The organism is Mesorhizobium sp. M7A.F.Ca.CA.002.04.1.1, from assembly GCF_004022805.1.
In the GTDB taxonomy this organism is placed as follows: domain Bacteria; phylum Pseudomonadota; class Alphaproteobacteria; order Rhizobiales; family Rhizobiaceae; genus Mesorhizobium; species Mesorhizobium ciceri.
Map to the genome: position 1 here is coordinate 1 of NZ_RZPL01000869.1, position 2,173 is coordinate 2,173.

Sequence of the window (2,173 nt, forward strand, 5' to 3'; positions counted from 1 at the left end):
GCCCTAGAAGGGGAGCGAACTTCCGTGGTGATTTGGCCGGTCGGCTTGCAGCCACGTTAAACAACTTGCTAAAGGGCCGTTTGCATCCTGTAACCGGCTTTGCGACCGCAATGCCGGTTTTTTGTTGTCCGCGCCGGCCGGACACCCGTATCGGCATCGACTTTCGACGAGTGCGATGCGTGGGCTCAAAGTGTGAGATGGATGTCATGGCCGTTCTGCGTGCCCGCAAAACCAACAACGAGGTCGACCAACCGTCGAGCCCGGTTTTGCGTTTTGGATCCGACAAGCCGCTCAAGCTGGACGCCGGCACGCTGCTGTCACCGTTCCAGATCGCCTACCAGACCTATGGCACGCTGAACGATGCCCGCTCCAACGCCATCCTCGTCTGCCATGCGCTGACCGGAGACCAGCACGTCGCCAGCACCAATCCGGTGACCGGCAAGCCTGGCTGGTGGGAAGTGCTGATCGGCCCCGGCAAGATCATCGACACCAATCGTTTCTTCGTCATCTGCTCCAACGTCATCGGCGGTTGCCTTGGCTCCACCGGCCCGGCTTCGACCAATCCGGCCACCGGCAAGCCGTATGGGCTCGACCTGCCGATCATCACCATCCGCGACATGGTGCGGGCGCAGCAAATGCTGATCGACCATTTCGGCATCGAGAAACTGTTTTGCGTGCTCGGCGGCTCGATGGGCGGCATGCAGGTGCTGGAATGGGCGTCGAGCTATCCGGAGCGCGTCTTCTCGGCGCTGCCGATCGCCACCGGCGCGCGCCATTCCTCGCAGAACATCGCCTTTCATGAGGTTGGCCGGCAGGCTGTCATGGCCGATCCGGACTGGCATGGCGGCAAATATTTCGAGCACGGCAAACGCCCGGAAAAGGGCCTGGCGGTAGCGCGCATGGCCGCCCACATCACTTACCTGTCGGAAGCCGCCCTGCACCGCAAGTTCGGCCGCAATCTGCAGGATCGCGAAGCGCTGACCTTCGGCTTCGACGCCGACTTCCAGATCGAAAGCTATCTTCGGCACCAGGGCATGACCTTCGTCGATCGCTTCGACGCCAATTCCTACCTCTACATGACGCGGTCGATGGACTATTTCGACCTCGCCGCAGACCATGGCGGCCGGTTGGCCGATGCCTTCGCCGGCACGAAAACCCGCTTCTGCTTGGTGTCGTTCACCTCGGATTGGCTGTTCCCGACCGAGGAGAGCCGCTCGATCGTGCATGCGCTCAACGCCGCCGGCGCATCGGTATCCTTCGTCGAGATCGAGACCGACCGTGGCCACGACGCATTCCTGCTCGACGAGCCGGAACTGTTTGCCGCGATAAACGGCTTCATCGGCTCGGCGGCCCGAGCGAGAGGGCTGAGCGCATGACCCGGAAAAATTGCAGGCTTTTCGGATCGGGATCATGCGCCAGGCGGGAGGCGAAGCCATGAGCGTCAACCGCGACCAGCGCGTCGACCTCGAAGTCGTCGCCAACCTCATCCCGCCACAGTCGCGCGTGCTCGATGTCGGCTCGGGCGACGGCTCGCTGCTCGAACTGCTGCAGGACACCAAGCAGGTCGACGGCCGCGGACTCGAGCTGTCGCAGCGCGGCGTCAACGAATGTGTGGCGCGCGGCCTCTCGGTCATCCAGGGCGACGCTGACAAGGATCTCGAATTCTATCCCGACAAGGGCTTTGACTTCGTCGTCCTGTCGCAGACGCTGCAGGCCACCCGCAACCCGAAGCTGGTGCTCGACGAACTGCTCAGGATCGGCAACCGCGCCATCGTCTCCTTCCCCAATTTCGGCCATTGGCGTGTGCGCCTGTCGCTGTTCCTCAACGGCCGCATGCCGGTGACCAAGGACCTGCCCTATTCCTGGTACGACACGCCCAACATCCACTTCTGCACCATCCGCGATTTCGTCAATCTGTGCGACGAACTCGGCGCGACAGTCGAGAAGGCAACCGCCCTCGACGCCGCCGGCCAGAAGATCGGCTTGTCGATGCCGTGGTGGTTCTGGAATTTCTTCGGCCAGCAGGCAGTGTTCTTGCTGAAACGGTAATTTCCTCACCGATCAAAGACCCGACTCGCCAAGCAACAGTGTGTTTGGCGCCGAGCAAAGTCGCCCTGTATGACGATCGCGAACCAGTGTAAATGGCGTCGACTGTTTGACAGCGGGCTAGTGC

2 protein-coding genes and 1 riboswitch are annotated in these 2,173 nt (G+C 62.1%); both genes read left to right on the forward strand.

Going from position 1 to position 2,173, the window contains the following annotated elements; genetic code table 11:
• The first annotated feature begins 14 nt into the window (after positions 1–14).
• Positions 15–92, forward strand: a riboswitch (SAM riboswitch).
• A 114-nt stretch (positions 93–206) separates the two neighbouring features.
• Positions 207–1,376, forward strand: coding sequence for a homoserine O-acetyltransferase (locus ENZ75_RS29705; protein ID WP_013529386.1), 1,170 nt, complete (start codon positions 207–209; stop codon positions 1,374–1,376).
• Between the two features lie 58 nt (positions 1,377–1,434).
• A complete protein-coding gene (gene metW, locus ENZ75_RS29710; protein WP_013529385.1) occupies positions 1,435–2,049 on the forward strand; it encodes a methionine biosynthesis protein MetW in 615 nt (204 codons plus the stop codon).
• Positions 2,050–2,173 lie beyond the last annotated feature (124 nt).

Coding starts and splice junctions, on each gene's coding strand:
- metW (WP_013529385.1), top strand. CDS start 1,435: ATGAGCGTCAACCGCGACCAGCGCGTCGACCTCGAAGTCGTCGCCAAC.
- ENZ75_RS29705 (WP_013529386.1), top strand. CDS start 207: ATGGCCGTTCTGCGTGCCCGCAAAACCAACAACGAGGTCGACCAACCG.